Origin of the sequence: Idiomarina sp. 017G (genome assembly GCF_004362265.1) — a bacterium.
In the GTDB taxonomy this organism is placed as follows: domain Bacteria; phylum Pseudomonadota; class Gammaproteobacteria; order Enterobacterales; family Alteromonadaceae; genus Idiomarina; species Idiomarina loihiensis.
Genome location: NZ_SNWT01000001.1, coordinates 547,813 through 574,347, shown reverse-complemented (window position 1 = coordinate 574,347; position 26,535 = coordinate 547,813). Strand labels below are relative to the sequence as shown.

The 26,535-nt window shown below is 44.1% G+C and carries 29 protein-coding genes and 3 tRNA genes; 13 read left to right on the top strand and 19 right to left on the bottom strand.

Annotated features, from left to right (window positions below; genetic code table 11):
• The 6 genes from DEU30_RS02880 to DEU30_RS02855 all read right to left on the bottom strand — a co-directional run bounded on the left by DEU30_RS02880 (position 1) and on the right by DEU30_RS02855 (position 5,596).
• Positions 1–474 (bottom strand): GAF domain-containing protein, encoded by a 474-nt coding sequence (locus DEU30_RS02880; protein WP_011234517.1) that lies wholly within the window; start codon positions 472–474, stop codon positions 1–3.
• Positions 471–770 (bottom strand): DUF1315 family protein, encoded by a 300-nt coding sequence (locus DEU30_RS02875; protein ID WP_011234516.1) that lies wholly within the window; start codon positions 768–770, stop codon positions 471–473. The genes DEU30_RS02880 and DEU30_RS02875 overlap by 4 nt, the downstream gene beginning before the upstream one ends.
• Before the next feature lie 3 nt (positions 771–773).
• A complete protein-coding gene (locus tag DEU30_RS02870; RefSeq protein ID WP_011234515.1) occupies positions 774–1,103 on the bottom strand; it encodes a Zn-ribbon protein in 330 nt (109 codons plus the stop codon).
• Positions 1,104–1,233: 130 nt separating this feature from the next.
• Entirely contained in the window at positions 1,234–2,910 is a 1,677-nt protein-coding gene (locus DEU30_RS02865) for an AGCS family amino acid carrier protein (protein WP_011234514.1), read from the bottom strand.
• Positions 2,911–2,956: 46 nt separating this feature from the next.
• Complete coding sequence (locus DEU30_RS02860) at positions 2,957–4,084, bottom strand: M14-type cytosolic carboxypeptidase (RefSeq protein ID WP_011234513.1); 1,128 nt, start codon at positions 4,082–4,084, stop codon at positions 2,957–2,959.
• A gap of 66 nt (positions 4,085–4,150) precedes the next feature.
• Positions 4,151–5,596 (bottom strand): glyceraldehyde-3-phosphate dehydrogenase, encoded by a 1,446-nt coding sequence (locus DEU30_RS02855; RefSeq protein ID WP_011234512.1) that lies wholly within the window; start codon positions 5,594–5,596, stop codon positions 4,151–4,153.
• A gap of 189 nt (positions 5,597–5,785) precedes the next feature.
• Between DEU30_RS02855 and DEU30_RS02850 the strand changes: the two genes are divergently transcribed.
• On the top strand, positions 5,786–6,541 hold the full coding sequence (locus tag DEU30_RS02850; RefSeq protein WP_011234511.1) for a DUF2989 domain-containing protein: 756 nt from the start codon (positions 5,786–5,788) through the stop codon (positions 6,539–6,541).
• On the opposite strand, the gene msrB is transcribed toward DEU30_RS02850, so the two are convergent.
• Positions 6,523–6,924 carry a peptide-methionine (R)-S-oxide reductase MsrB gene (msrB, locus tag DEU30_RS02845; protein WP_011234510.1) on the bottom strand — a complete coding sequence of 134 codons (402 nt, stop codon included), beginning with the start codon at positions 6,922–6,924 and terminating at the stop codon, positions 6,523–6,525. The two genes, DEU30_RS02850 and msrB, sit on opposite strands and share 19 nt — an antisense overlap.
• 103 nt (positions 6,925–7,027) lie before the next feature.
• On the opposite strand from msrB, the gene pyk reads away from it, so the two are divergent.
• Positions 7,028–8,458, top strand: a complete 1,431-nt coding sequence (pyk, locus tag DEU30_RS02840) for a pyruvate kinase (protein ID WP_011234509.1) — start codon at positions 7,028–7,030, stop codon at positions 8,456–8,458.
• Here pyk and DEU30_RS02835 read toward each other — a convergent pair.
• The 4 genes from DEU30_RS02835 to DEU30_RS02820 are packed head-to-tail and all read right to left on the bottom strand — an operon-like array spanning position 8,455 to position 11,901.
• A complete protein-coding gene (locus tag DEU30_RS02835) occupies positions 8,455–9,300 on the bottom strand; it encodes a DUF6279 family lipoprotein (protein ID WP_011234508.1) in 846 nt (281 codons plus the stop codon). The two genes, pyk and DEU30_RS02835, sit on opposite strands and share 4 nt — an antisense overlap.
• Before the next feature lie 2 nt (positions 9,301–9,302).
• Entirely contained in the window at positions 9,303–10,121 is an 819-nt protein-coding gene (locus DEU30_RS02830; RefSeq protein ID WP_011234507.1) for a LytTR family DNA-binding domain-containing protein, read from the bottom strand.
• A complete protein-coding gene (locus DEU30_RS02825; RefSeq protein ID WP_011234506.1) occupies positions 10,118–11,212 on the bottom strand; it encodes a histidine kinase in 1,095 nt (364 codons plus the stop codon). Before DEU30_RS02825 ends, DEU30_RS02830 begins: the two co-directional genes overlap by 4 nt.
• A complete protein-coding gene (locus DEU30_RS02820) occupies positions 11,212–11,901 on the bottom strand; it encodes a flagellar brake protein (RefSeq protein ID WP_114981328.1) in 690 nt (229 codons plus the stop codon). Before DEU30_RS02820 ends, DEU30_RS02825 begins: the two co-directional genes overlap by 1 nt.
• Before the next feature lie 76 nt (positions 11,902–11,977).
• Between DEU30_RS02820 and DEU30_RS02815 the strand changes: the two genes are divergently transcribed.
• The gene (locus tag DEU30_RS02815; RefSeq protein ID WP_114981329.1) at positions 11,978–13,747 is read left to right on the top strand and encodes a PDZ domain-containing protein; all 1,770 of its coding nucleotides are present in this window, start codon (positions 11,978–11,980) and stop codon (positions 13,745–13,747) included.
• Here the strand turns inward: DEU30_RS02815 and DEU30_RS02810 are convergent.
• The 3 genes from DEU30_RS02810 to DEU30_RS02800 are packed head-to-tail and all read right to left on the bottom strand — an operon-like array spanning position 13,744 to position 16,149.
• Positions 13,744–14,565 (bottom strand): M23 family metallopeptidase, encoded by an 822-nt coding sequence (locus tag DEU30_RS02810; protein ID WP_114981330.1) that lies wholly within the window; start codon positions 14,563–14,565, stop codon positions 13,744–13,746. The genes DEU30_RS02815 and DEU30_RS02810 overlap by 4 nt on opposite strands.
• Complete coding sequence (locus DEU30_RS02805; protein WP_114981331.1) at positions 14,558–15,442, bottom strand: 6-carboxytetrahydropterin synthase; 885 nt, start codon at positions 15,440–15,442, stop codon at positions 14,558–14,560. Before DEU30_RS02805 ends, DEU30_RS02810 begins: the two co-directional genes overlap by 8 nt.
• A 59-nt stretch (positions 15,443–15,501) precedes the next feature.
• Positions 15,502–16,149, bottom strand: a complete 648-nt coding sequence (locus tag DEU30_RS02800) for a LysE family translocator (RefSeq protein WP_227016295.1) — start codon at positions 16,147–16,149, stop codon at positions 15,502–15,504.
• A gap of 80 nt (positions 16,150–16,229) precedes the next feature.
• On the opposite strand from DEU30_RS02800, the gene DEU30_RS02795 reads away from it, so the two are divergent.
• The 6 genes from DEU30_RS02795 to alkB all read left to right on the top strand — a co-directional run bounded on the left by DEU30_RS02795 (position 16,230) and on the right by alkB (position 19,905).
• Positions 16,230–17,114: a LysR family transcriptional regulator gene (locus DEU30_RS02795; protein ID WP_227016296.1), complete on the top strand. Its 885-nt coding sequence runs from the start codon at positions 16,230–16,232 to the stop codon at positions 17,112–17,114.
• A 108-nt stretch (positions 17,115–17,222) separates the two neighbouring features.
• Positions 17,223–17,741 carry an acyloxyacyl hydrolase gene (locus tag DEU30_RS02790; RefSeq protein ID WP_114981333.1) on the top strand — a complete coding sequence of 173 codons (519 nt, stop codon included), beginning with the start codon at positions 17,223–17,225 and terminating at the stop codon, positions 17,739–17,741.
• A 75-nt stretch (positions 17,742–17,816) separates the two neighbouring features.
• A complete protein-coding gene (locus DEU30_RS02785) occupies positions 17,817–18,107 on the top strand; it encodes a PepSY domain-containing protein (RefSeq protein WP_114981334.1) in 291 nt (96 codons plus the stop codon).
• Positions 18,108–18,129: 22 nt separating this feature from the next.
• Positions 18,130–18,660 carry a cytochrome b/b6 domain-containing protein gene (locus DEU30_RS02780; protein WP_114981335.1) on the top strand — a complete coding sequence of 177 codons (531 nt, stop codon included), beginning with the start codon at positions 18,130–18,132 and terminating at the stop codon, positions 18,658–18,660.
• Positions 18,644–19,252: a GNAT family N-acetyltransferase gene (locus tag DEU30_RS02775; RefSeq protein ID WP_011234496.1), complete on the top strand. Its 609-nt coding sequence runs from the start codon at positions 18,644–18,646 to the stop codon at positions 19,250–19,252. The genes DEU30_RS02780 and DEU30_RS02775 overlap by 17 nt, the downstream gene beginning before the upstream one ends.
• Positions 19,252–19,905, top strand: a complete 654-nt coding sequence (gene alkB / locus DEU30_RS02770) for a DNA oxidative demethylase AlkB (RefSeq protein WP_011234495.1) — start codon at positions 19,252–19,254, stop codon at positions 19,903–19,905. The genes DEU30_RS02775 and alkB overlap by 1 nt, the downstream gene beginning before the upstream one ends.
• A 5-nt stretch (positions 19,906–19,910) precedes the next feature.
• Here alkB and DEU30_RS02765 read toward each other — a convergent pair whose 3' ends face one another.
• Complete coding sequence (locus tag DEU30_RS02765) at positions 19,911–21,221, bottom strand: hypothetical protein (protein WP_114981336.1); 1,311 nt, start codon at positions 21,219–21,221, stop codon at positions 19,911–19,913.
• 407 nt (positions 21,222–21,628) lie between these two features.
• Between DEU30_RS02765 and DEU30_RS02760 the strand changes: the two genes are divergently transcribed.
• The 4 genes from DEU30_RS02760 (at position 21,629) to DEU30_RS02745 (ending at position 25,413) form a co-directional block, all read left to right on the top strand.
• The gene (locus DEU30_RS02760) at positions 21,629–23,971 is read left to right on the top strand and encodes a YdbH domain-containing protein (protein ID WP_227016297.1); all 2,343 of its coding nucleotides are present in this window, start codon (positions 21,629–21,631) and stop codon (positions 23,969–23,971) included.
• 12 nt (positions 23,972–23,983) lie between these two features.
• Positions 23,984–24,169, top strand: a complete 186-nt coding sequence (locus tag DEU30_RS02755; RefSeq protein ID WP_011234492.1) for a YnbE family lipoprotein — start codon at positions 23,984–23,986, stop codon at positions 24,167–24,169.
• A gap of 18 nt (positions 24,170–24,187) precedes the next feature.
• On the top strand, positions 24,188–24,541 hold the full coding sequence (locus DEU30_RS02750; protein WP_114981337.1) for a YdbL family protein: 354 nt from the start codon (positions 24,188–24,190) through the stop codon (positions 24,539–24,541).
• Positions 24,542–24,615: 74 nt separating this feature from the next.
• On the top strand, positions 24,616–25,413 hold the full coding sequence (locus DEU30_RS02745) for a hypothetical protein (RefSeq protein WP_114981338.1): 798 nt from the start codon (positions 24,616–24,618) through the stop codon (positions 25,411–25,413).
• A 194-nt stretch (positions 25,414–25,607) separates the two neighbouring features.
• Here the strand turns inward: DEU30_RS02745 and DEU30_RS02740 are convergent.
• The 4 genes from DEU30_RS02740 to pgsA all read right to left on the bottom strand — a co-directional run bounded on the left by DEU30_RS02740 (position 25,608) and on the right by pgsA (position 26,520).
• Positions 25,608–25,694 (bottom strand) — tRNA-Leu (locus DEU30_RS02740).
• Positions 25,695–25,719: 25 nt separating this feature from the next.
• Positions 25,720–25,793, bottom strand: a tRNA-Cys gene (locus DEU30_RS02735).
• A gap of 6 nt (positions 25,794–25,799) precedes the next feature.
• Positions 25,800–25,875: transfer RNA gene (locus DEU30_RS02730), tRNA-Gly, on the bottom strand.
• Positions 25,876–25,971: 96 nt separating this feature from the next.
• Entirely contained in the window at positions 25,972–26,520 is a 549-nt protein-coding gene (pgsA, locus tag DEU30_RS02725; protein ID WP_011233905.1) for a CDP-diacylglycerol--glycerol-3-phosphate 3-phosphatidyltransferase, read from the bottom strand.
• Between the last annotated feature and the right edge of the window lie 15 nt (positions 26,521–26,535).

Sequence of the window (26,535 nt, the reverse complement as noted above, 5' to 3'; positions counted from 1 at the left end):
TTATGACTGCAACCCTTGCCAATTCAGAGTTTGGCAGTAGTCAGCAATAGCCTGAATGGCTTTTGCGTCTTCTTCACTAAAGCGCCCCACCGACGGGCTATCGACATCCAGTACCGCGACGGTTTTACCATTAACGACTATAGGTGCAACAACTTCACTGTTTGATGCTGAGTCACAAGCTATATGCCCGGCAAATTGGTGAACATCTTCAACTCTCTGGCAGGTTTGGGTTTCTGCAGCAACGCCGCAAACGCCCTTGCCAAAAGGAATACGAACACAAGCGACGCGGCCCTGAAAAGGACCTAACACCAACTCGTTATCGGAACGGGTAAGGTAGAAACCTAGCCAGTTAATGTCTTCAATGTGCTCATAGAGTAGCGCAGAGATATTCGCAAGATTTGCAATTAAATCGGGCTCACCTTCTGTTAAGGCCCGGCTTTGGGCTAATAAGTCAGAATACAGCTGAGAGCTCATAATTCGCCTTCTTGTTGGTCGAGTTTGAAACGAGCAATTTGTTCGCCAGAGTCAGTTTTGAACTCCTCTTTTAATTGCCGTTTGGTTTTCGTAATTATTTCGCCGTTAGCACCAATAGTAAAAGCTTCCTCTGTGCTGGCGTATCTAGCCTGGTAAGCCATAACCAATTGAATAGAGTTTTCACGTTGCTCATCAGTTAAACGATTACCATCTGGCCATTTACCGGTTTCAACCGCCTGAACCAGACGCTCGTAAATGTCCTGATTCATACTTTTAATTAAGTCGTCGAATTGCATAGTTTACCGCTTTTTCTTTTTTAAAAAGACAAGCTGCACGCGGTTGATTATAAACCAAACTAATCCCCCGACCATTAAGCCAACGGCAACGCTGTATTGCCAAGTTTTTGGCATGGGTTGCTGAAGGAATAAATAAGTAAAAGCGGCAATCGATATCAGTAAGGCGAGCATTGAACGGGAAACCAGCTTATCGGATTTTTCCTGCTTTATCCGTATGGCTTCACGCTCTATATCATCTTTAGACTGACCAGCCAGAACAAACTGGCAATGCGGGCACTCTTTTACTTTGCTTGAAATTCGCTTATTACACGAAGGACATTGTGTTAACGCCATAAACTACCTATCTCTTATGTAGTCCTTGCAATATAAGGCTTTTGCTCTCAATTTCAAGCATTGCGAGGGAATAAAAAATAAAACGGCCAACTTTAAGTTGACCGTTTTGCTTTAATTGATGCTTATTCTATTACTTTTTCTTGTCGGCGTCGCCAAAGTCTTTCCAATAAGACTTAACCGTTGATTTCATTTCCCGATGCAGCAAAATCATACCCAGTAAGTTAGGTAATGTCATTAAGACAATAGCGACAGCAGAAGCTGTCCAAACTAAGGTGGTATCTGCAAATGACGCCCAGAAAAAGCCTGCGACATAAAGTATACGGTAAGGCATAACACCCTTTTGGCCGACCAGATAAACAACCGCCCTGTCACCGTAATAAGACCAGGCAATAGCCGTTGAAAAGGCAAACATCAATAAGGTAATAGGAATAATGTACTGCCCATAGTCTCCGAAATACCCATTAGCAAAAGCCAGTGAGGTTAGAGCTGCGGAATGCACTAGTGATTTGCCGACAACTTCAATGTCTTCTTTAATCAAGTTGCCATTTTCAATTTTCACCTGACCATTGTAAGCATCTTCTCCGGCAATAATGAAACGCACGTCTTCAGCAACCGAGCGCGCATGCAAAATAGTGATTTCACCATCAGTCTGCGCCTTACCATCAACAACATTCAGCGTACCCGAATAGCGTTTGATTTCAGTGTCGTCGTAGTCGTTCAGGTATCTGTAAAGCTCCTGGCGATCTTCTTTGTCAACGTCATTGTACTCACCAACAACGAAGTCCAGATCGCTTCTGGCAAAGTTATTTTCAAACTTCTCAGTCCAAACTCCGGAAGACAGAATAACCAGACCGGTTAAGGTACAGATTAGGATGGTATCCAGGAAAGGCTCAAGAATTGAAACCAAACCTTCAGCAACAGGATCTTTGGCTTTAGCTGATGCGTGTGCAATTGGAGCAGAACCCTGGCCCGCTTCGTTCGAGAATAAGCCACGGTTTACACCACGGTTAAAGGCATAGGCGAAGCTGGCGCCAAGGAAGCCGCCTGCCGCCGCTGAACCGGTGAAAGCGTCAGTGAAAATAGAAACGAAAGATGAGCCTATATTATCGATATTGAAGAAAATAACGCTCAAAGAACCAATGACATAAACAATTCCCATAATAGGAACAATTTTCGAGGTAACCGCTGCTATTCGCTTGATGCCACCAATAATGACCATTGCCAGTAAAATAGAGAGGATAGCCCCTGTCCAGACCGGATCAATTGAGAAAGTCTGTTCCATTGACTGCGCAATGTTATTAATTTGCGGCATATTTCCGGTGCCAAAGGAACTAACAATAGTCGCAATGGCAAAGATAACCGCTAACCATTTCATATTAAGGCGGCGATCCATGTAGTACATTGGTCCGCCAGCCATAGTGCCATCTTCGGTTTTTACACGGTATTTATGTGACAAGGTCACTTCGACAAACTTCGTGGTCATACCGAGGAATGCCGTCATCCACATCCAGAAAATAGCCGCCGGGCCACCCAGGAATATCGCAAGTGCAACACCACCAATATTACCGGTACCTACAGTACCTGATAACGCGGTCGATAAGGCCTGGAAGTGACTGGTATCACCTTGTGAGTCTTTTTTATCGAATTTGCCGGCCAGTACTCTCCAGGCATGTCTGAAATAGCGTACCTGAGGAAAACCAAGATACAGTGAGAAAAATAATCCCACACCGAGCAAAAGAAACGGGAAATAGGCTGCAGAGCCTAAAAACCCGTCAATCCAAAGCAAAAAATTGTTGAGCGCTTCCAAGGAAGACCCCCTTTTGTTGTTATTATTTTGTGATCCAACTCTAGTTTTAACGCAATTTTGGTGAGACTGCCAATATTGCGGTTAAAACATCTTCTCCTAAACGCTGACAACGAGCTACTGACCAGCCGAAATCTTCGTCAGGTAAGTCTGCATTGTCTTTAAACGGCATTTCCAACGTATAAGATAAACACTTGAAGCGCTCACCCACCGCTGAGTTTGCGACTGTCATATTCGCTTTACCCGGCTCATCCAGCTCATAACCATACTTCGTCTGGAACTCTGGAGTTGCTGCTAAAAAGGCTGACTTGAAAGTGTCTTCTAAGTCTTTATGGCGCTCGTCATATGAAGGAATACCTTCACAGCCTGCGACAAAGTTATAAGGCAAAGCTTCATCACCGTGCACATCAAGAAACATATCAACACCGGTTTCCTGCATGCGTTTTAGCACATAAAAAACTTCCGGGCTTTTTTCCAGGCTTGGTTCCGCCCATTCGCGGTTCAGGTTAGTACCAACAGCGTTAGTCCTAAGATGCCCACGAACGCTACCATCTGGGTTCATGTTTGGTACGACGTAGAAAACGTTCTCGTCTAACAACTTACGGGCCACGCCATCTTCGTCGTCTAGTAAACGTGTAATTAAGCCTTCCATAAACCACTCAGCCATTGACTCACCAGGATGCTGGCGTGCAGTTACCCAAATGGTATTTTTGTGCTCAGCGGGTTCACCTATAACCAATAAGTTTAATTCGCGGCCGTCTATCGTTTCTCCTAATAGCTCGTGATAACAATCAATTGACTGTTGAGCTGATTGAATCAGGTCTTGATGACGCTCGTAAGAATAAGGAATGAAATACGCATAATAGACGCTTTCTTGCTCTGGTGTATGACGAATAGTCAGCTCTTTGCCATTGTACTCGGTCGGAACCCGGAACCAGGTTTCACGATCATATGAGGCGAGTGCCTGGTATTCTTTCCAACCATCCGGATACGCAGAGTCAGAAGCGTTTTCAATGGTCATCACGTGCTCTTCGCCGGCTTCAGCAAACAGCTTAAAATGGAACCATTGGTAAAAATCAGATTGATGATCTTTTTTGATAGCTAAACGAATGTTATCGGCATTGTCTGAGCTGATAACTTGAATATTGCCACTGTCAAAGTTTGCAGTGATATGCATACTTCACCTTTATGTGTTGTTTCTGAGAAAGTGAGTAGAAAAAAAGCGCCCGCAGGCGCTTTTCAATTATTTTGGTAAATTAGGAACCTTAAGTCCGGCCATAGCTTCAGCCACACGAATAACCTGGCAACTATAACCAAATTCGTTATCATACCAAACGTACAGCACGGCTCTGTCGTCTTCAACTATTGTTGCCTGAGAGTCAACTACACCAGCATGACGTGAACCCACTAAGTCTGAAGAAACGATTTCAGTCGAAGCAGTGTAATCAATTTGGTTAGCCAATTCTGAATGCAAAGAAACCTGACGCAGATAATCGTTTAATTCATCGCGACTTGTCGACTTTTCAAAGTTCAGATTCATTATTGCCATTGACACATTCGGGGTCGGTACGCGAATGGCATTACCTGTCAGTTTACCCGCCATTTCAGGAAGCGCTTTAGCAACGGCTTTAGCCGCTCCGGTAGAGGTAATAACCATGTTCAGAGGCGCTGAGCGACCGCGACGTTCTGCAGTATGATAGTTATCAATCAGGTTCTGATCGTTAGTGTACGAGTGAACCGTTTCTACGTGACCATTACGAATACCAAACTCGTCATTTATTGCTTTGAGCACAGGAGTAATTGCATTGGTTGTGCAGCTTGCTGCAGAAACAATTTTATCACTGTCTTCGATCATTTTATCGTTCACGCCAAACACGATATTCTTGATATCACCTTTTGACGGGGCCGTCAGAAGCACTTTATCAACACCTTTTGATTTCAGGTGCAGACCCAGGCCATCTTCATCTTTCCAGATACCGGTATTATCGATAACAATCGCGTTATTAATACCGTACTGGGTATAATCCACTTGGTCCGGTCCATTAGAGTAAATCACTTTAATACTGGTACCGTTAGCTTTTATGCTCTGGCTATCGTGATCAACGGTTATTGAACCATTGAATAAACCATGGATTGAGTCACGACGCAGTAAACTTGCCCGCTTTTCTAAATCACCATCGCGACCGCCACGAACAACAATGGCACGTAAGCGCATTTTATTGTTGCCACCATTACGTTCAATTAACTGACGAGCCAATAAGCGCCCTATCCGTCCAAAACCATATAAAACCACGTCGCGAGGTTCGATATTATCTTCTGAATCAATGATGTCCGCTAACTCACGTTTGACGTAATCTGTAACCGACAAACCATCAGCTTTATCTCCAAACAAGTAGCCATAGGCCAGTTTGCCCAAATCAACGCGTGCCGGGGACAGTTTCAGCTCTGCCATAGCCTGCAAGAACGGAAAGCTTTCGCGTAAACGAACTTTCTGCCCTTCGTGGCGAAGAATAAGACGGTGTGCCTTAATAATATTAATGGTCGATACGTTCAGTAATGAACGGCCATAAACCAAAATTTCAACACCGAAGTTCCGGTACAACTTCCCAAGCAAAGGTTGCATTTGCTCGGCGAATTCCTGACGTTCCTGCCAACTTGATAAGGTTGGATCTTGCTGGTTAGAGTTCATAGTGAGCCCTGTCCTCTATGGTAATGTCTGTGAGCTTATAAAGTGCTACGCTTAAAAACCGCGATATTGTACTGAAAAGCTTGGCATGAAGCCAATTTTACGGAACAATTGTGTTTCACAAAAAAAATGTTGATATCTATGCTAAAAAAAATTGTTATTACAAGTGCTGCTCTCGCTTTAACCGGATGTATGGAAGGAAAGCCGTCAGTCAGTAAAATCTGCGAGTCTACTCCTGGTATTTGTAGCGATTTAAATACCGATAACTGGTGCAACGTAGAACGTAGCGAATTTATTTACAGTCGTTATGAACGTAGTCTAAACGATACGAGCGAAAACCAGTATTTCGTCATGCGGGATCTGGAAAAGTACTCAAAATGTATCGAGCTGGCTGCAACACTTGAAATGACAAAATCAAAACAGAAGCAGTCGGATCGTTTAGAGGCCTTTATTAACTCACGAAAAAATATAGAGAAGCTGGCTGACGAGACCGCCGATTCCGAACACCCTCTATGGCTATACTGGCATTGGGCCAACCGAAGCGACCATGAAGCACTGGATAAGCTTCTCGCACTAGAGGGCAGCAAACAAATGGAAACGCCTGAACTTAAACTAGCGTTAGCCACCTATTATACCAAGAAAGACTCGGAAAAAACCTTTGAGCTTCTTTACAGCGCGCTCCGGCTGTATCGTCCCGATGACAAAGTAAATCCTGAAATACCTTCAACTCTAGTTTCTATGTATTTAAAAGAAGGCAATGGCCCTGAAGCTTATGTCTGGTCCCAGGTTGCCTGGCAGTTCGGCCAGAAAAACCTGGATAAAAACAGTATGAAATCAATTGTTAATGCCAGCGAAGACCAATACGACGACTGGGATGATCGCGCTGAAGCGATTGTCGATAAAATTGAAGAGGGTAAATTCCGCGGTTACTACTCATCGTCTTCGTGACGCATCGCTAGTGAGTTAACGCAATAGCGTTGTCCAGTTTCTGTTGGGCCATCGTCAAATACGTGGCCCAAATGCCCACCACATTGACTGCAGAGTATTTCAGTACGAGTCATGCCATGGCTTGAATCTTTTACATAGTCAATTGAGCCTTTTATGGCTTCATCAAAACTTGGCCAGCCGCAATGTGCATCAAATTGATGTCCTGCTTCAAAAAGTTTCTGACCGCAACCGGCACAATGGTAAACGCCGTCTTTATCACAGCTTAAATACTTTCCGGAAAACGGCCGTTCAGTGCCCTTTTCTCTCAGTACATAATAAGCTTCATCGCCTAATATTTCGCGCCACTCCTGTTCATTTCTGTTACTCCAGTCGTGTTCACTCATATTTGCTTAACTCCTTTATCTTTCAATTAAATTTCGTACTACTGTAACAGTCCATGTGCTAAACTTAAGCTTAAATTCATGGGTAAATTTGCTGAGGTTTTGCATGCTTCGTCGTACCAAAATTGTAACTACTCTCGGGCCTGCCACTGACTCTGAGGAAACACTCAGAGAGTTAATAAAAGCGGGTGCCAATGTTGTTCGTTTAAACTTTTCTCACGGCAATGGTGACGATCACAAGCAGCGCGCTTCCATGGTCAGAAAAATTGCCCGGGAATTAAACGCCCATATTGCCATTTTAGGCGACTTGCAGGGACCAAAAATTCGAGTTGCGCGCTTTCAACAAAAACAAATTACGTTGGCTGTCGGTGATAAGTTCATTTTAGACGCTGCGCTTGGAAAAGACAGCGGCAATCAGGAACGTGTTGGCCTCGACTATAAAGACCTGCCAACAGATGTCAGTCCCGGCGATCTTCTCTTACTGGATGATGGTCGTATCCAGTTAAAAGTTGAAGAAATTGATGGTAGCCAGGTTAAAACAGAAGTCACCGTTGGCGGCGTGCTTTCTAATAATAAAGGTATTAACCGTCAGGGTGGTGGTTTGTCAGCTGCCGCATTAACGGAAAAAGATTTAGCCGATATTAAGCTCGCAGCAGAAATCAATGTAGATTACCTTGCGGTTTCATTCCCTCGCTCTGGCGATGATATTAACCAGGCTCGGCACTTGCTCCGCGAAGCTGGTGGACAAGGCGTATTATGCGCTAAAATTGAACGCGCAGAAGCCGTTGCCAGCGAACATGCATTAGATGACATTATCAGAGCATCCGATGCCGTTATGGTTGCCCGTGGCGATTTAGGCGTTGAAATTGGTGATGCGCAATTGGTGGGTAAGCAAAAACAAATTATTTCGCGTGCACGCCAACTAAACCGTGTGGTTATTACCGCGACTCAAATGATGGAGTCGATGATTGAAAACCCAATGCCAACCCGCGCCGAAGTGATGGATGTTGCCAACGCCGTATTGGATGGTACAGATGCCGTAATGCTGTCGGCTGAGACGGCTGCCGGTAAACATCCGGTAGCAACCGTAAAAGCCATGGCTGAAATTTGCCTGGGTGCAGAAACACATCCAACCGCTCAGTTACGCCACCAGGATCTGGAAGAAATGTTTTCCAGCATTACCGAGGCGACAGCCATGTCTGCCATGTACGCAGCCACCCACTTGAATGGGGTCAAGGCCATTATAGCGTTAACTGAATCCGGTTTTACTGCCAAGCTTATGTCGAGAATTACTTCCCATTTACCGATATTTGCATTATCCCGCCATCCGCAAAGTCGCGACAAATCAGCTTTATACCGTGGTGTTTACCCTATAGATTTCGATTCTACTAGTGTCAGTAATCCGATAACTGAAGCTATTGAGGTAGTGAAAAAAAGTGGACACATAAAAGCCGGTGATTTAATCATACTAACCCACGGCGATGTAATGGAAACCGTGGGCTCAAGTAATACCTGTAAGATGATAGAAGTTCGTTAATCGTTAAAATCATTAATTAAAGAATCAAGAAGGTCGATGTATTCATCGGCCTTTTCTATCACTTTTTTACGTTGTTCCCCAGTCAGGCTCTGATATATATCCCACAAGAACTCTTTACGAAGCTGGCTATTTTTATCCGCTTTTTGCTGAAGCTCTTCGCTTCTTAATTGTTGTGGGTCAAGAATCAATGCTGATAATTGATTTTCATCTACAGGTTGCTTCAGCAACGCTTTCTCAAATTCACCTAACCAATTTGAGCGATAGCTTAACCATTGCTCACGTAATTCAGGAGAATCAGCCACCCAGCTGCGTAATAACTTATCCTGCTCTTTAGTCAGAGAACCGATAATATCTTCTAAGTCCTCTTCCACTTCCGAAATGCGGTCCAGCCTTCTTAGTATCGGGTTCTCTTCCTGGTCGTCCTGAAAGCGCTGATAACGCTCTTCCTGCGCTTCTTCTAATCGACGGATAAGTTGTTGCCGTTGTTTGAGTGAAAGAGTCGCTAATAAGCCCGCTTCGGCTTCTGTTCGTACTAAAACATTATCCCAGAACGTCCAGAGCTTATCTTCAAATTTGCTGATATCGTTTTTGCTCAGCGTCTGCTTATCGACCTTATCTCTCAGGTTTTTCAGTTCATCTCTGTACAACGGGAGCTGAGTTTGTGCATGCCAAAGATGCATTTCATCAACTTTCTCTGCTAGCAGCTCTTCCTGCTCACCGGTTAAGTCAACGTAATCCTTTACTTTCCACTCAACCAGAGTGTCAGCAAACTTGTAGCCAAGGTTCGCCGTACACCCTGCTATCAGGATTAAAAAGGTTATTACTGCCAGCAGTCGATACATGATTAGCTCAGAATAAGTTGTTTAATACGGTCTTTATAACTACGACTTACTTTCAGTTTTTGACCATTTTTTAATTGTAAATGATATTCGCCATTTTGTTGGTTACAGAGCTTTTCAACCTGTTTAATGTTAACAATGGCGGAACGATGAACCCGCTGAAACAGCTTAGGGTTTAAGTCCTGCTCCAGTTCTTTCATTGTGCGTCGCAGAATGTGGGTATCGTCACCGGCATGTATACACATGTAATCTCCAGCGGCATCAATCCACTTAATGTCTTTGACGGCAACCCGGGTTATCTCACCGCTGTCCTTTATAGCGATATATTCCGGATATTGGTCTGCGGTAATACTTTCGCCTGAAGCCAGCTTCTGTAATAGAGTATGCGTATCTTGCCCGGTTACCTCCGCAACTAAACTGATCAGTTTTTCCTGGTGCTCGTCGTTAACCGTCTGATGCTCGCTTATAACTCGGTTAACGCATTCAGCCAAGCGGTCGTCATCAACGGGCTTCAACAAATAATCTAACGCCCTGACTTCAAAGGCTTTGATAGCGTAGGTGTCATAAGCTGTTACAAAAACAACGACTGGCAACTCATGTCCCTTCTCCTGCACAGCTTTTAATACTTCAAAGCCATTAAGCCCGGGCATTTGTATATCGAGAAAAATCAGATCAGGTTTATTTTCGATAATGATATCGACGGCTTCCCTGCTGCTTTTGCACTCGGGCATTAACTGCAGTTGCTCAAACGCCTGTAAACGAATAGCCAACCCCTTTCTGGCGAGGGGCTCATCGTCAATAACCAGGGTTTTCAATCGATTCATCTTTGACTCTCCAACATTTCCATCGGAATGGTAATACGAACACAAAGACCGCTCTCAGCACCCTTTAGCATTTCAAAGCGATACTGCTTGCCATATAAGGATTTAAGCCTTTGGCGAGTGTTATTAAGCCCGACACCGTCTTTGCGGAATAGCTTTTCCGGATCGGTTTCTATTTTCGGCCCATTATCACACACCTCCAGAATAAGGTTCTCTTTTTCTGACCAGGAACGAACTCTGATTTTCCCCACCCCTTCTACATTTGAAATGGCGTACTTAATTGAGTTCTCGATTAAAGGCTGGCAGATTAAGCTAGGAACCAGAGCATTCTTAGTTTCATCTGACAAATGAATATCAATTTCAAGCTGCTCGTCAAAACGTACTTTTTCGATATCCAGATACAAAAGCAGCGCATCCACTTCTTTTTCCAAAGTCACTTTTTTAATCGGTTCATTATCTAACGAAAAACGCAGGAAGTGGCTTAGCTTATTCACCATTAAATTCGCTTTCTCATTCTCTTTTAGCAAAATAAGCGTAGAAATTGCGTTTAAGGTATTAAACAAAAAGTGCGGATTGAGCTGATATCGCAGCATTTTCAACTGCGCCTGATGCGCCATAGATGAAGCCAGTAACGCTTTTTGCTTCTCCTCCTGCAGCATCTGATAATACTTAATACCAAAATAAAGCCCGCTCCAGCTAAGAATGATGTAAAACTTGGCCAAACTGTTTTTCAAATAGAAAAAAGGACTGTCCGGGCGAAACCCAAATTTATAAATTTCCCAGTAAGTTGCGTTATCAACAATGGCCCAGGCCACGGCGGTAACATAGGAAACCACAATGGCAATTAAAACCATAAGCGCCGGGGGAAATTCCCATATACGCCGGTACAAATAGCGGAGCGGAATGGTACTCAAAAAGCCGGCATACGCCCCCAAAATAATAATGAGGGTGTAGATATCCCGCATTTCATGCATTAGTGACCCTATGTAGTTCACTAACGCATAACCTATCCAGCCTCCCGCCTGCAGCAACCAGAAGAACCGGTTACGGTTATCCATCAATAATTGCCACTGCGTTTTTATCGGTTTTTCCATTATGTTGAGGACTCTAAACGCGATAACTCGTCAATATCCACCAGGCTTCCGGAGAAAAGAGAGTTAACCTCGTCCTTCTGGTTCCCCATAAACTGGACACCTAACTCAAGCTGGTCATCCACTTGCTTTACTTGCCGGACTATAGCTTTAAGAGTTAAGTCGCCGTTATTTTTCTGTTCTATTTTAAGAACAATTTTGCTGCCATTTTCCCAAAGCTCGTCTATTTTCCCTTCGGGCTTTTCATGCTTAAGACGACATCCGCTCTCAGATACATCCAGCACGTGTCCCCTGAAAGTTTTCTCTTCACCTTTTATTGACTGCCCTGAAACTGAAGCGGGCAGAAAGGCGTCGAACCGGCGCCCTTTTCTAATAACCCGGTGCTCAATCTGATTTGGCCACATGATAAAGAGCATTTTTGTTGGGTGCGAGATGACATAGCTTATTTCACTGCGAAACGCGCAAATTTCACCACTTTCGTTTTCCAGAACAAAGCGGACAATGACCGGGGTTTTTTCCTGCAAAAGATCACGCATGTCATTGTATTTACGTGCGTCAGGCATATTAACGATAACCCAGCGCTCGTTAACCGCGCCAATAAACTCTGAATAAAACCGAGCAGGAACGTTCGAACTGGACAGCTGAACTTCTATTTTCTGACCTGTAACGAGCTGCGAAATTTTGCTTGGCATAGGGGTCTCTTTGCGATGAATCAATATGTTACTATGATCGCTAGTTGTCAGGCTGTGTCAAGCAAAGGAGAGTCTCTTGATCGCTTACGATATAACACCCATCGATTTACATGGGCATTTATTTAATGTCACTCTCACTATTGAACAAACCAATGATGAGCAGGAACTCTGGTTACCAAACTGGATTCCGGGCAGTTATTTAATACGGGATTTTAGTAAGCACATTATTGGCTTGCACGCCGAGAGTAACGGCCATTCTCTGGCGGTTAAACAAATAAGTAAGAACCGCTGGCAACTGGCTCGTTCGAAGCATCCTGTTACTGTGCACTATCAGGTATACGCCTGGGACTTATCGGTTCGTTCGGCTTATCTGGATCAGTTTCAGGGCTTCTTTAATAATACCAGTCTGTGCCTTGCTGTTGAGGGACAAACCGACCTTCCCTGCGAGCTACATTTGCATGCGCCGCCAGAAGCTCCACAGTGGAAGGTCGCAACCGGGATGCCCCGGAAAAATGGGCAAGCACATTCCTGGGGATGCTTCCGGGCCGATGATTATGATGCGTTAATTGACTATCCTTTTTTAATTGGTGACTTAACCATCGAAGAGTTTATTGCTCACGGCATTAAGCACTCTCTGGTCTTAAGCGGCCGCCATTATGCTGATACCTCGCGTATAACGGCGGATTTAGCCAAAATTTGCGAAACTCAAATTAGCTTATTTGAGGAAGCACCTTTTCAGTCTTATACCTTCCTGACCATGGTGGTAGGAAGTGGTTTTGGCGGACTGGAGCATAGAAATTCAACCGCATTGCTTTGCAGCCGTAAAGATTTAATCAGCGCTCATCAATACGAAATGAATGACAACTATCAGACCTTTTTAAGTCTGTGTTGCCACGAATACTTTCACAGCTGGAATATTAAAACTCTGAAGCCACAGGCTTTTCTTCCTTATCAGTTGGATAAAGAGTCGTACACTGAGCAACTCTGGTTCTACGAAGGTATGACATCCTACTTTGACGACTACCTTTTGCACACTAGCGGCATTATCGACGAAAAACGTTATTTAAAGCTTTTGGGTGACACTCTGTCGCGAGTTGAGCGTGGTGCCGGGCAATACCAACAAAGCGTGACAGAGTCGAGCTTGCTGGCCTGGACTAAGTTTTATCAGCAGAACGAGAATGCGCCGAACAGTATTGTCAGCTACTACGCCAAAGGGGCTTTAATAGCACTTAGTCTCGATCTCATGTTGCGTTTGCAATCCGATCATAAACTGACTCTGGCAAGAGTTATGAAAGAGCTTTGGCATGAGTTTGGTAAAACATCCATCGGCACAGCTGACGACACGGTCATTAACTGGCTAAATCAATACCCCGGTATTGATGTTTCCGACTTTTTGAAAGATGCCCTATACAACAAAGAATCGCTGTCGCTTGTGGAGTTGCTGCAAAACTTTGGCGTTATGGTTCAAAAACAGGTGCCCGTTGATGATAACAGCTTCGGTGGAAAAGCATCAGAGCAGCCTGCTCGTGTCAACTTTGGAGCTAAGTACAAAGCGTCGTCGCAGGGTCTGGACGTTATTAACGTGTATCATGATGAAAGCGCTTATCACGCAGGTCTTTCTGCAGGCGACAAAATCATCGCAATTGACCATTTGCAGGCAACCGAGCAGTCGGTTAAACGAATTCTGGAGCGATATATTCCCGGAGATACGGTTACGATTCATGCGTTTCGCCGCGACGAGCTAATGACACTGGAGCTTACCTGGCAAGAACCGGCTAAAAGCAGCTATGTTTTAAGCGTAGAACAACCAGATAAGCTGAAAGGCTGGTTAACGCCTTCCGGTTAATCCTGATAAAGCTGGGGAAGTAAGGCCGGATCTAACCGTTCATTTCCCCAGTTAACCCGCCAGTCCAGGTGAGGTCCCGTAGCACGGCCTGTGGCACCGATAGCACCAATTGAGTCGCCCTGCTCAACTTTGTCACCAACCTCGACATGCAGCTCACTCAGGTGCAAATAGGTTGTGTTCACTTTATAACCATGTTCAATAATGATGGTACCGCCTGAGTAAAATAAATCAGGTTCAGCCAGCACAACCTCACCCGGCCACGGCGCTTTAACCGGAGTCCCTGTTGGCCCGGCGATATCTTCCCCATAGTGTGGATTGCGGGGCTCGCCATTAAAAATTCGCTGACTGCCGTAAACACCACTAATGCGGCCTTCGGCGGGCTTAGTAATTGCAGTCAAAAAGTCCGTTCGTGTGGTTTCTTTTTGTCTGGCTAACCAAACCTTTTCCGCTTCTTTTCTGGCTCGTTTTACCTGTTCAGGATCTGGTGTCACGGTCTTTTGCGGTACACCATCGACACGATCAATCTTGTATTCACGAGGCTCTAGTTTGAGTTCCTTAGTGATAGTTTTCTCGCCTTTACTGACAACTAAGGTGTTTTCTAATTCAGCCTTGCGCGGAAAACCAAAAACAATATACCCCTGCTCGGTTACCTGCAGAGCTTCGCCGTTCAGTGTTGCAGTAACACCAGGCTCAGATTTAGCCAGAATTAAAGCCCCCTGAGTTAAAGACCCTTTTATTTCTAACGATAAAGGCTCATCGGCTGAGGCCACATTCGCCGAACACAGCGCTAAAGCAGCGGCAACAATCATTTTACGCATAGGCTATTGCTCCTTTTCCTACCCCTTCGAAGGCGCGAACTTCTACAGCCTGACCCGCATGCTTAGATTTAATTTCTGCAGCGAGAAAATCCGCAATACACTCAACTGTTGAGTCTGTCTCTATAACAAAGTTCTCTGCATTCGGAACAATAAGCTCAAACAGCCCCTGGTCGGCAACATAGCTGTAATAGGTATGAGTCGAGTCGCTGGTTACAGACGTTGCAGCCTCGGACAGCGTCAGTTCTTTCTTTGAACGAAGATCTTCGGTAGTGCCTAGATAGATGTCTTCCCATTTATCTGACCATTCTTTTTCCAACACCGGTTGGCGAATGTTATCCAGTCGAATTTGAATTTTTGAACGATGACCATGAGCAATACGTTGGCAATTACCGTCGTGCTTTTTCAAACCATGTGTGTAGTGATAGTAAAAACCGTCGATATTTTCTGGCCTCAGAAACAATTGCAGACCTTCGACATTAACCGGTAATTCGCGCTTTATAACAGCTTTCAGGTAGTCCGTTACTGTCTCTATGGAGACAACATCTGCATCGATAAAGGCAAAGGCATCGGCCGGGCAAAACAGATGAATAGAACCTTGTTCCGGGCGCAGAAAATCGACCCAGTTAGCGCTGTCATCAGAGTTGTGCGTTACTTTTGTATACGAATGCTCTGCCGGTACGACCAATTTATGGTCAACCGAGTTATCGATAATGGCTTTAACCTGCTTTTTAACCCGACCAAAGTCGAGCACCATAGATTGCTCATTTAACGCGCCATCCAGCACGATATCAACAATCCAGCTCTCACCAACTATCCCCCTTTCCGGGCATAAGTAAGAGCAATCAATAACGGTCAAATCATTCACAAATAACTGCATAGTGAGCTTTTCTCATCTCTTCTTCGGTAACTGTAACTAGTATAACCTGAAACGCTTTATCAGATAAGCTCTATCAGGTTTGCCCACTCCCATAATAATTTTAACGACAATAAAATAAGGGCAGCTCCCATCGTACGATCAACCCAGTGACTGTAGTGCCATAGTGTTTTAAAAATGCGGGGTTGAGTCAGCAACCATGTGAGGAATAAAAACCACATACCGGTCGCAACAATTAGGTAAATACCATAACCAAACTGGATAGCAAAAGGCGTTTCCGGGGCAATAATAGTAGTAAATAAAGTTAAAAAGAAAATAGTCGCCTTTACATTTAAGCCATTAGTAATAAAGCCGACAATAAACGCTTTCCGTTTACGCGGCTGGGTCGCGGCCAATTCACTATCGGACATATCCTTTCTGGGTTTAGCTTTAATAGCCTGAGTTCCGATGAAGCCTAAATACAATGCACCGGCACAAAGTAAAGTCTGATAGAGCCAGTCAGTCTGGTGAATAATCAGCGCCACACCAATAAGCGAATAGGTAACATGAATAATGATTCCTGATGCCACACCTAAACTCACCCAATAACCTGCCTTACGACCAAAACTCAGGCTATAACGTGAAACCACCGCAAAATCAGGCCCCGGGCTCGCGACCGCAAACAGGTGGATCAAAGCGATAGTTAAAAACTCACTCCAGTAAGACAACACAAACTCCTTATTGCGAAATTTAACTTTAGATGCCAGAATCAAAGTTACTTTTTATTAATTACAGATTACTATTAATCAACATGAAAAACACTAAACTCCCCTCATTAAATGCATTGAGAGTGTTTGATGTCGCCGCCCGAAGTGGCTCTTTTAAACAAGCCTCGCAAGAGCTTGGAGTAACTCAGTCTGCCGTCACCCGACAAATACAAACTCTGGAAGAACAGCTTGAAGTTCGCTTATTCCAGCGAGACAACCGGGTTCATTCGCTCACTCCTGCCGGTCTGGAATTAGCACCTCAAATTGAGCAAATATTTGAACAACTGGAGCGTACCATTGAGCGCACCCGAAACCTCAGTGACAATACAACAACCCAGTTAACCGTCGCAATCAGTTCTGAGCGACTGCGCTTTTGGTTAGCAGCAAAGCTTGCCGATTTTCATTCTCTGTACCCGCACATTCAACTTAGCTTCAGCCGTTGCAATGAGTACTTTATTAATGAAAGCGCCGCAGAAATGGCGTCAGCAATACAACATCAAAGCTGGGATCTTGCCATTGGTTATGGAAAAGTCACGGATAAGCACATTCAGTCCATTGTGTTACAGAAAAATCAAATGATCCCGGTTTCTGCCATTAAGACCAATGAGTCACCTTTCCAACTGCCCTGGTTAGTAAACCCTGAGAATCCCGATCATCAGGCAATATTAAAGACCTACAGTCAACAATTGAAATCCACACGTATTATTCATTGCAATGATGTACAAATGTCGCTGGACTTATCATTCGCAGAACAAGCCGTGGCATTAATTGACAGTAGTCTTATTACGCCCGGACTGTCTAATTTAAAAGTTTATAACGACTCCGCACAGCCCTGTCAGTATCCGCTAAGCATCTATTATCGCAAACGACAGAGGCAGCCCGTAGCCTTGGTAGCGTTCATAAAATGGCTGCAAATGATTATTTCTTGAATAAAGACTAAAAAACGCGCAGTCAGTTAGCCAAAGTTCATTTTTCAATTTACATACATTCATGTTTGTATGTAAAATATCACCCCGTTTTGGTTATTGGAGAGTGATATGTGGTTAAGAGCATCACTGGTTGTACTAATAATATCGAGTTTTTCATCTTTTGCGGACGAGGTTCACGTTGCCGGAGCCTATTCCACAGACCAACTGCGTGGTGTAAGAGCGGGTTATAGGGTCACCAACCTGCCGATCGAAATGCCTACCTGGTTAGGCTCACCTAGCCTTCATTTAGAAGCTGCTTTAAACCACTGGCAGGATTCAGATAATACAGCGGACAATATTACCGCTTTTACCATTAGCCCTATCCTCTCCTGGCAAATAGCCGGAGCAGAGCGGCCACTGTACGTAGAAGCAGGTATTGGCGGCAGCTACTTCGACAAAACCCAGATAGCTAACCGACGCTTATCAACTCAGTTTCAGTTCGAAGATCGGGTATCGCTTTCGTGGCAATACAGCCAAAGTTCCAATGCTCGCATCGCTTTAGGGTATACCCACTACTCAAATGCTGATATTAAGCGTCCAAATGACGGACTGGACTTTTTATGGGTGAGCTGGGTTTTGCCATTTTAATGTTTGAAGAGCGTTAGCGTTATTCAGTTGAAGTTGCTACATTTGATTCTAAGTTTTATTTAAAATGGAGAACTTATGAAAAGCCAACTTATTAAATTATCTGCAATTGCAGCCAGTGCTTTATTTGTCACCGCTTGCGGAGCCCCTGAATCAGGCACCACACAGTGCACTATGGAGCCGAAGGAAAACTGGCTGGATCAAGAGCAGTTCCAACAGTCGTTGAAAGAACAAGGTTACGAGATTAATGAGTTTAAGGTAACTGACGGAAATTGCTACGAAATTTACGGTCAGGATAAAAGTAAACAGAAAGTTGAAATTTACTTTAATCCTGTAGATGGCAGTATCGTCAAGCAAGAAACCGAGTAACTCAGTAAGGAAGGCAGTACCAATGATCATTTGGGATAGATTTATCAGAACTTTTCATTGGTTGTTGGTGCTGTGTTTTTGTCTCAATTACTTTTGGCTTGAACCCGGAGGTAGTTTTCATCAGGCCGTCGGTTATACTGCCGCAACCTTAGTTATTATAAGGATTATCTGGGGTTTTACGGGGCCGGAAAAAGCACGCTTCCATAACTTCCTCCCTTCTGTTGCTGGAGTTAAAGAGCACGTCGCAGAACTTCGCCACAGAAAAGTAAACCAGGCTCAGGGGCATAACCCGCTTGGTGGCCTTATGGTGTTCTCTTTTTTGGCTTTATTCTTACTGCAAGCCATTACTGGCTTCCTCCGCGAAGAAATTAATGCGCTCTATGGAGACAGTTTTTTAACCTCCGTTCATTCTGTTTCTGCCAACATCATTTTTGCTCTGGTTATTATTCATATCATAGCGGTAGTTGTTACCGCATATATTGGTAAAATAGAGCTTATTCGTCCTATGATCAGCGGCAAACGCCGAACCAAACACCATGACCGAGCAAAATAAAAAGCGAGAACGTGTTTATCAGGTCTCCAGTAACAGGGAGAAGTCCTCTCATAAGCTGCGTTACGTTGAGGCATCTGCGCCTCATGAAGATGACTGCCGTTTATGCGTAGGTTCCCTTGCAACGACAGATGCGCAGCCTTGCGATTTTACAGTAGCCAATACCAGCTATAACGACATTTCCAAAATTGCATTTTTAGAAAAACAGCTTTATTCAAATGACGCTTATTCTGCGGCCTTTTTCTATCAGGCATTAAGACAATGGCCACACACTTTTTTAACTCTAAAGGCGGGAGAAAAAACGGCAGGTTATAGTTTAATGGTTCCGGTTTCAGACTCTGATGTATCTCTTATGTCGTTATTGGTAGGGAAAATGTTCCAGGGCAAGGGACTGGGCAAGTTGCTATTAAGCGATTCCATAGCACTTGCGCGCAGCCTTGGTTATAAACAAATGGAGCTTAGTGTCGCGCCAGACAACGCCTCAGCAGTTTCGCTTTACCGGAGCTTTGGTTTTAACACCACCAAAACGGTGCGTGACTATTTAGGGCCAGGCCAGGACCGCTTGCTAATGACGCTTTCACTCTGGGAAAACTGATGTCGTCTCTTGACCTCTTTGCCAACGATGGTTCTGAACCATTAAGCACCGAAATAAGTGAGCAAGCTACCCTTTTTCACCAGTTTTTGCTGGCGGATGATGAAGCTTTGCTCAATGATATCCGTGGCGTTTTAAAGCAATCACCGCTGCGTCACTTAGCAACCCCTGCAGGCCATAAAATGTCGGTAAAAAGTAGCAGTTGCGGAAGTTACGGGTGGCTCAGCGATAAACACGGTTATCGCTATCAGAATATCGACCCTGTAACAGGTCAGCCATGGCCCGACATTCCCCAGAGTATTTTAGTAAAAGCAACGCAGGTCTCACGCTTAGCCGGTTTTCAGAATTTTCAGCCAGACTCTTGTCTCATCAACGTTTACACGCCAGGCGCAAAAATGGGGCTCCATCAGGATAAAAACGAAGCCGATTTCTCAAAGCCCATCGTCTCATTTTCTTTCGGGTTACCTATAACCTTTATGTGGGGCGGTTTTAAGCGTTCTGATAAGTATCAGAAGTTCAGTCTTCAGCATGCCGATGCGCTTGTCTGGGGAGGAAAAGATCGCTTGAGATATCACGGAGTTCAACAGCTTAAGGAGGCTATGCACCCGTTAACCGGACGCTGTAGAGTAAATTTGACTATACGTCAGGCTGGTTAACTCAATCAGCAGCTCCCCAACTTTTCCATGTAATTGAAAATATCGTACTCTTTTGCTTTTGCCATAAGTTCATTGCGCTTTTCACTACAGAGGCTCTCTGTCGCAACGTGAAACTCCTGAAATAGCTGAAAGCTTTGTTGCAGCAAAGCGCTATCGCGCTGGTTAAAAAAGCCGTGATGTTGACTGCCCCAATAATGAGCATGATGAAACAACTGCTCTGCTACCTTGGCAAAAACTAAAGGATTAAGTACCCGGTAATGGCGGTATTGCTGAAACAACTGATAATTGGCTTTACCCTGCTCTGTTAACAGATCCATAGGCTCGTCCATCAGCATATAATTGTATAAATAGTTATTATTGAATGATGCCAGACGTTGCCAGTATTCACGCTCATCATCGTTTTCGCAACTATCAATTCGAGCACTCAGTTCAGAGATATCATAGAACCTAAAGTTTTTTAATAAATGGCCACGCATAAACCGCACGAATGAGTCAGACTGCTGCACCGCGAAATTCTCAAAGGCTTCGAAAAGCTCCGGCGTAACATAGTTAAATTTCGGCTTTAATGTCTGGTACTTATTCGACAAACAACGAAACCGCGGATGCTCTTTAAGACCATCGAGATCTTCATCATGTAAAAGGCTTTCCATGCCGGTGTAACGAAAATCTAAAGCAAGCTCAATACAGTCAAGGGCACTGTCCTGCTCTCCGGCTAACCAGTACACACACGCGGCGTTGTGCAAAATAGACGGGTTTAACCAACTGAATTGCGCCATGCTTAAGTAAACCTGAACTCCTGCATCCAGAAATGCCTGATCGGGCTTTTCTTTGTATGCATCACAGCAAAGAGCCAGATAGTATTGAATAAGATTATAGAACTCAGGGCTTTCCTGATAGGTTTCCCACTTCACATCGAAGTCTTCATTAAACCAACGCTCAATTAAAGCTAACGACTTTATAGGTGATAAATTTTCGGCTTTCGGAAGCGGTACACGTTCATCAACTTTATTGTCATTTGCGGCATTCACATTGGGTAATACACTGTGGGCTTTCTTAGCTTGTGCTGGTGAGCGAAAAAGCTTATCGCCAATAACGACATAATGTTTGTCAACTAAACCAAAAGGCTTCACCGTAGCGGTTGCGACATCGAGCTCTGTAAAACAAGTGCAATGCCCAGTTGTATGATTATACGAATAGATAAAACAACCATTAAAAAAATAGCTAAACTGAACATCACTTTCCAGAGGTTTACTGCACCCCATAAACACCGGGGTATCCGGCGTCACATTGACTGCTGTATTGGTTATAGTGCTCACGGATAGCTCCTGTCGCAAGTTATTCAAAAGCCATTAATGGTGAATTAATAGACAGCGTTTAGACTATCTGCGTAACTCAGCGTATAAAAGAGGCTTTACAGAACTTTAACTTTCAAAGTGCAATTTCTGACTAGAAGCTAGAACCAATAATGACGAAATGCCTGCAGTCAGCGCTTTTTATAATTATGATAGTTATCATAATCGAAATTAAATGAAGGTAAAGCTTTTGTTTGTTTTTTAACCAGATCAAGTGAAAAGCTTTTAAAGAGAGGCCGCGAAGTTGGTTTTGCCTTGAAGGGTTCATCCGTGCTAACTATAGTTATAAAACAGCAAGTTAAAGAGCATCGTTTATTAAAAGGACTAATATCTAAATGAAGCTATGGCGGTTAATATCACTCGGCAGCTCCATGCTTCTCACACTTCTGCTCATTGCATTTGCTATAGCATTGTTCGGCTACTTCTATTTAAACCAGCAACTGAAATTGGCTGGTGTTACTGACTGGGAAGTGGAATTTGAGAAACTGACTACCAGCCACATTGTTATTAAGCAGCTGGAAATAACAATTGATTCCTTACCCGAATCGTCAGGAGCAAGTTCCACCGCAGCGGTAAACCTCACGCAGATATTCTCCATGGAAATGCCGGCTTTATTACCAGAACGTATCGATATTAAGTCGCTACAACTGAAAGGCAAGTTACTGCCTGAAAGCGTCTCTGCAAGTCTTTCACTGATAAACAAGCAGCAATTGCGGTTAGAGCTCAATAGCCAGGAGCCACTTGTCGCCGATGTGAGAGTTATTCGACACGATAACCAGGTAAAACTAAAAGCTCGCTACGACAACGCCCTGTTACAAGCTAATTATGACTATAACTCAGGGAAGCTTATAGCCGGTGGTAGTTATCTTTTAGCGGCACAGCAATTTGCAGACAAGGTAACGACCGAGCCAGTGTCGGTTGATGCAAAGTGGAACGGTAATCTTTCACCTTATATTGAGTCAGCGACAGTGGAGAGTCTTATAGCTGAATTGTCCGGCGAGCTTGTTGTGTCAATTACGCAACCCACTTTAATCGAAATTACCAGCAGTACCACAACAGCAACAGGTGAGCTTCAGCTAAATTTGAATAAGGGTATTATGGACTCTTATCAGCTCGAGCTGAAAGGTGATACTGAAAACTTAGCGTCATTAATCGAGTCCGATCTACCACTACAATTGTCGTCGTTGTCCTGGGAGCTGAACAGCCGCGACAGTTTGGGTGTTTCATTGCTCAGTGCTCAACAGGCTGTTAATAAAGCCCGTTGGCCTCTAAAGCTAAATGCTGTAGCTAAAGGTGAAAAAAACGAGACGATTCGCCTCGCGTCTGAGTTATCGATACAACAAAAACAATGGCAATTTAACTCGCTTGAACTCGATTATGTGCAGCTGAATGCGGACAGCATTAAGCTTCCTGTTGCCGGGCAATCAATGACGATAAGCAAACTCATATCGAAGTTTTCCGGAACAGTCTCGACCACAGTTGCCGAACTCCATAGTACTGAGCCAACCCGCATTGAGCTTAAAGCTTTAGACAACGACGCCTTAGCCGTACTCAACTTCAATCAAATTTATTATCCGTACTCCGAACCTCATAATGCGCTTGCAGAGTTTGACCTTAACATTCACAGCAACGCAGTTAATTTCGACCCCATACGGAACCTCAAAGCCGTTTTTGACAGTAAGTTTCAATATCAACAGCAGCAACTGACCGGTGACGGAGAGCTCGTACTCGGTGATCATATAAAAGTGGCACACCATAGCCAGGTTACTTCTGATCAGTTAAAAAGCAAAATTGAAGTTGCCGATTTTAACTGGCAGCAAATTCCGCAACTGGATGCCCTGCTAGCAACTATGATGCCTCAACTTATTGTCAGTAAAGCGGCTATTAGCGGCCAGACAGATGTAACTTACTCCATAAATAATAACCGCTGGCGCCTCGACAACGGGCAATTAGAGATTCAAAAAGGTGACTGGGTTTTTGATACCTTATCCGTGGTTAATAGCAATATTGATTTTGGTTTCACCGCCAATAACGAACAACTTAATATGAATAATGCAAAGCTCCACATTGGCAGCGTGCAACAAGGCTTTGCGCTGGGGCCAATCACCGCTGAATTTAGAGCCCAACTGCCCTTTCAACAACCTATGCAATCCACTCTCGACTTAACCAGTCACACCATTAAAGCTCTTGGTGGCAGCATAAGCATTCCCAACCAGCGTTACTCTTTAACCGACAGCTTTGCACTACCCATTGTGTTCGAAAAAATTTCGCTGGGTGAACTCATGCGTCAATATCCAAGCAACAAAATTTCCATAGATGGTGAGGTTTCAGGAACCATCCCTGTTTACTGGGACTCTAACGATTTAACAGTAGAAAGAGGTTATCTGGATGCGCTGGCGCCCGGTGGTCACCTGCAGGTAGATTCGTCCGCCCTGGTTCAACTTGCCGGCAGTAACCCCAGCTTACAAACTTTGGCAGGCGTATTGGGTAACTTCTATTATAATCAACTGTCTACGACCGTTGATTATAATGACAATGGTAAATTGACCTTAGCAGTACAACTAAAAGGCTCGAACCCTGAGCTTGAAAATGGACGTCCGGTTGAGCTTAACGTAAGCTTGGAAGAAGACTTACCCGCATTGATAAAAGGACTGCAAATAAGCAACAGTCTGAACGATGTTATCCGTAAACGAGTACAGCAAAAAATCAATTAATCAGGGGATGGTATGAAACGATTATTGCTACTAATAAGCGTGCCTTTATTCGTTCTGGGGTGTACCCCAACGGTACAGGTCGCAGCACCTAAAGAGCCTATTACTATTAACTTGAACGTTAAAATAAAGCATGAAATTTACGTTAAAGTTGATAAAGCGCTCGACGACGTAATTTCTGAATCCAGTGGCCTATTCTAACGACAAAGGAATGCAACGATGAAATATTTACTAACCGCAATTTTAGTTGCTTTTATTGGCTTATCAAGCCCTATGACACAAGCACAACAGCTAAACTTAGAGCAGTCAATGTCACAGTTAAGTGACGCCAAAGAGCAGGGCCTGGTGGGTGAAAAACCCGACGGTTACCTGGGAGTCGTAAAGTCCACCGAAACAGCCGAACAAATCGTTAAACACATTAACGAAGCTCGCCGTCAGGAATACACGCGCATAGCCAACAACAATGACATTGCTGTTGCCGATGTCGAGCTGTTAGCCGGCAAACGCGCCATTGAACGCACCAAGTCGGGTCACTATGTAAAAATTGACGGAGAATGGAAGCAGAAGCCTTGATTGGCTTCTGCAAAGGATTGCGGTGCATGAGCAAGAAGCTATTTTCAGTCATAACTTTTAGAAGGAACTAATTAATGAAACCCACCTTAGTGTTTCTGGCTTTGGTACCTTTTTCTTTTGCGTTTTCAACATCTGCAGTAGCTCAAATTACTTGTGACAAGGCCTCTCATTTCCATAAAGCAAAAGCCGACTTCGACAACGCCTCGTCCTCCGGAGAGTTATTGGATGCGTTCATGCAGCTCGATCGCTATCGGCCTAATTTAGACAGCAGTGAATATGAGCAACTTGATCAGCTGCAGAAAAAGTGTCATGACGATATCCAAGAGTCCTACAGTAAATTGCTTAGCGCATTTAAAGAGCGTTCAGCGGCGTTAGAAGAGAAAGAATCTGAAAAGACGGTTAAAGAGACTTCGCAAGGAAAAGAAATACAGAATGAACAAGAACAGCAGTCGGCAAATCTCATCAGTCAGAACGCGGCAGTTCAGCAGGCTATAAAGTATCTAGACTCTGGTTCAGCCAGCCCAATGCCTATAAACCAAGACGTTATTCTGGATTATCTTCAAATTAGCCAAAACAAGTCATCAAGTTTTTCTCGTGCTCAGCTTGAAGATGCGACTTTTATAACGGAACAAAAAGAGGTAGTTAATACATACTTGGTAAAACCGCTGGAGGAAATGGGTTATAACTTCGATGACACAATAAAATATGCAGCGTTAAAGTTACTAACGAAAGATTATAATACCCAGGAATTTATTCCGCTGTCGAGTCTCTCAATCCACCCCATGCAGATTAGAGAAGCGTTACTCTCTTTTGGATTCATTTCCGAAAACACCTACGATTTGCTTAACCTGCTTTATGAATCTCAGAACTAACTTTTAGTTATTTATTAGTACGCGAGTGATGAACGGGGCGGATCCTGATCACCAAACTGGAATAGCACTAGAAGTAGCACCAAATGGTCGCATTTTCCAATAGGTTTTAATAAACAAGGGGAATCAAGGAATCGCCTGAGAGGCTTTATTTATAAGACTTTATAAACTTTCAGATACTGCTGTAAATTCGGAATTGGTGCCCGGGGCCGGACTTGAACCGGCACGAAGTTACCTTCGAGGGATTTTAAATCCCTTGTGTCTACCAATTCCACCACCCGGGCACTACATAGAAGTGTTCTCGAATAATGGAGGCGGGTCCCGGAGTCGAACCGAGATCCACGGATTTGCAATCCGCTGCATAGCCATTCTGCCAACCCGCCAGAATTTGGAGCGGGAAACGAGATTCGAACTCGCGACCCCAACCTTGGCAAGGTTGTGCTCTACCAGCTGAGCTATTCCCGCACCGTCATCTGCCGTGGCATTCTACTGTTTAATCGTTTTCAGTCAATGACTTTTTATCATTTTAATGACTGTTTGCACAAATTTACGGCAAAGCAGTTAATTTCTGGTCAATTCACTCTTGGCGCCGCGTAAATATTCCCACATGGACCACACAGTCAAAACGAAAGCCGAATAGAACAAGAACATCGATAACCAATAAATATAGACGTTCGCATTCCAAAGTAGTCCAATTAAGGCCAGCATCTGTGCCACTGTTTTCCATTTACCTAGGTTCGAAACAGCAACTTTTGCTCTGTGGCCGCTTTGCGCCATCCATTCCCGTAGTGCACTTACTATAAGCTCACGACAAATCATCGTCAGCGCCGGAATGGTAATAAAGGCAGAATTATAATCTTCAACAATGACAACCAGCGCAGCAACCACCATCGCTTTATCAGCTACCGGGTCAAGAAACTCGCCAAACTTAGTAAACTGGTTAAAGCGACGGGCAATATAGCCATCCAGAGCATCTGTGATTGCCGCTAACCAAAAGATAAAAGCAGCCCAGAAACGCGCATCTTCCATTGGTAAATAGAAAACCACCAGAAATACCGGAATAAGTACTATCCGGAAGCTGGTCAAAATATTAGGGATATTCCACTTCATTATCCGCTGATTCCT

Bases quoted from the DNA above. Each gene is read 5' to 3' on its own strand.
- DEU30_RS02810 (WP_114981330.1), bottom strand. From the start codon at position 14,565: ATGCGTAAAATGATTGTTGCCGCTGCTTTAGCGCTGTGTTCGGCGAAT.
- DEU30_RS02820 (WP_114981328.1), bottom strand. From the start codon at position 11,901: ATGCCAAGCAAAATTTCGCAGCTCGTTACAGGTCAGAAAATAGAAGTT.
- DEU30_RS02755 (WP_011234492.1), top strand. From the start codon at position 23,984: ATGAAACGATTATTGCTACTAATAAGCGTGCCTTTATTCGTTCTGGGG.
- DEU30_RS02870 (WP_011234515.1), bottom strand. From the start codon at position 1,103: ATGGCGTTAACACAATGTCCTTCGTGTAATAAGCGAATTTCAAGCAAA.
- pgsA (WP_011233905.1), bottom strand. From the start codon at position 26,520: ATGAAGTGGAATATCCCTAATATTTTGACCAGCTTCCGGATAGTACTT.
- DEU30_RS02775 (WP_011234496.1), top strand. From the start codon at position 18,644: ATGACCGAGCAAAATAAAAAGCGAGAACGTGTTTATCAGGTCTCCAGT.
- DEU30_RS02880 (WP_011234517.1), bottom strand. From the start codon at position 474: ATGAGCTCTCAGCTGTATTCTGACTTATTAGCCCAAAGCCGGGCCTTA.
- DEU30_RS02780 (WP_114981335.1), top strand. From the start codon at position 18,130: ATGATCATTTGGGATAGATTTATCAGAACTTTTCATTGGTTGTTGGTG.
- DEU30_RS02805 (WP_114981331.1), bottom strand. From the start codon at position 15,442: ATGCAGTTATTTGTGAATGATTTGACCGTTATTGATTGCTCTTACTTA.
- DEU30_RS02790 (WP_114981333.1), top strand. From the start codon at position 17,223: ATGTGGTTAAGAGCATCACTGGTTGTACTAATAATATCGAGTTTTTCA.
- DEU30_RS02850 (WP_011234511.1), top strand. From the start codon at position 5,786: ATGGAAGGAAAGCCGTCAGTCAGTAAAATCTGCGAGTCTACTCCTGGT.
- DEU30_RS02760 (WP_227016297.1), top strand. From the start codon at position 21,629: ATGCTTCTCACACTTCTGCTCATTGCATTTGCTATAGCATTGTTCGGC.
- alkB (WP_011234495.1), top strand. From the start codon at position 19,252: ATGTCGTCTCTTGACCTCTTTGCCAACGATGGTTCTGAACCATTAAGC.
- DEU30_RS02830 (WP_011234507.1), bottom strand. From the start codon at position 10,121: ATGAATCGATTGAAAACCCTGGTTATTGACGATGAGCCCCTCGCCAGA.
- DEU30_RS02860 (WP_011234513.1), bottom strand. From the start codon at position 4,084: ATGCATATCACTGCAAACTTTGACAGTGGCAATATTCAAGTTATCAGC.
- DEU30_RS02785 (WP_114981334.1), top strand. From the start codon at position 17,817: ATGAAAAGCCAACTTATTAAATTATCTGCAATTGCAGCCAGTGCTTTA.
- DEU30_RS02745 (WP_114981338.1), top strand. From the start codon at position 24,616: ATGAAACCCACCTTAGTGTTTCTGGCTTTGGTACCTTTTTCTTTTGCG.
- DEU30_RS02855 (WP_011234512.1), bottom strand. From the start codon at position 5,596: ATGAACTCTAACCAGCAAGATCCAACCTTATCAAGTTGGCAGGAACGT.
- msrB (WP_011234510.1), bottom strand. From the start codon at position 6,924: ATGAGTGAACACGACTGGAGTAACAGAAATGAACAGGAGTGGCGCGAA.
- DEU30_RS02875 (WP_011234516.1), bottom strand. From the start codon at position 770: ATGCAATTCGACGACTTAATTAAAAGTATGAATCAGGACATTTACGAG.
- DEU30_RS02750 (WP_114981337.1), top strand. From the start codon at position 24,188: ATGAAATATTTACTAACCGCAATTTTAGTTGCTTTTATTGGCTTATCA.
- DEU30_RS02835 (WP_011234508.1), bottom strand. From the start codon at position 9,300: ATGTATCGACTGCTGGCAGTAATAACCTTTTTAATCCTGATAGCAGGG.
- DEU30_RS02825 (WP_011234506.1), bottom strand. From the start codon at position 11,212: ATGGAAAAACCGATAAAAACGCAGTGGCAATTATTGATGGATAACCGT.
- DEU30_RS02795 (WP_227016296.1), top strand. From the start codon at position 16,230: ATGAAAAACACTAAACTCCCCTCATTAAATGCATTGAGAGTGTTTGAT.
- pyk (WP_011234509.1), top strand. From the start codon at position 7,028: ATGCTTCGTCGTACCAAAATTGTAACTACTCTCGGGCCTGCCACTGAC.